Annotated in this window: 1 protein-coding gene; it reads right to left on the bottom strand. The window is 53.3% G+C overall.

The genetic code is table 11. The features are described 5' to 3' along the window. Positions 1-29: 29 nt before the first annotated feature. A partial coding sequence (locus tag KDM87_RS17645; RefSeq protein ID WP_230407868.1) for an energy transducer TonB occupies positions 30-422 on the bottom strand: 393 nt, incomplete at its 5' end.

Genomic DNA, 422 nt, shown 5'->3' on the forward strand with positions numbered 1-422 from the left:
TGACTTCTTGCTTTTGCCTGACATCCGGATTAATCCAGTTTCCACACGTACTGTACTTTCGTCCAGGTTGGTTGTGGTTTGCCATCGACGGTACCTGGTTTGTTTTTGCAGGAACCAGACAGCAATTGGGTACGGACGGCATTATCGAGACCACGGTAGCCACTCGATTTGTCGATCTTGACGTCAGAGACGGAGCCATCAGCACCGACTAAGACGGAGAGAACAACGGTACCGGTTTCTTCATTACGTAAAGAAGCGCGTGGATACTCGGGTTTGCAGCCAGCGACGTTGAAGTCGATGACGCCGGGAACAATTGACGGTCCCGCCGCTTTCGGTGCTTCTGCCACAGGCGCCGGTGGCGCTTTGCTGAACACCGGGTTTTCAGGTTTGACGTTGGATACGGCAGAAATGGTGTTCTGCGG

The sequence above is a fragment of the Cognatundibacterium rivi genome (assembly GCF_018139565.1).
Taxonomy (GTDB): Bacteria; Pseudomonadota; Gammaproteobacteria; order Burkholderiales; family Burkholderiaceae_D; genus Undibacterium; species Undibacterium rivi.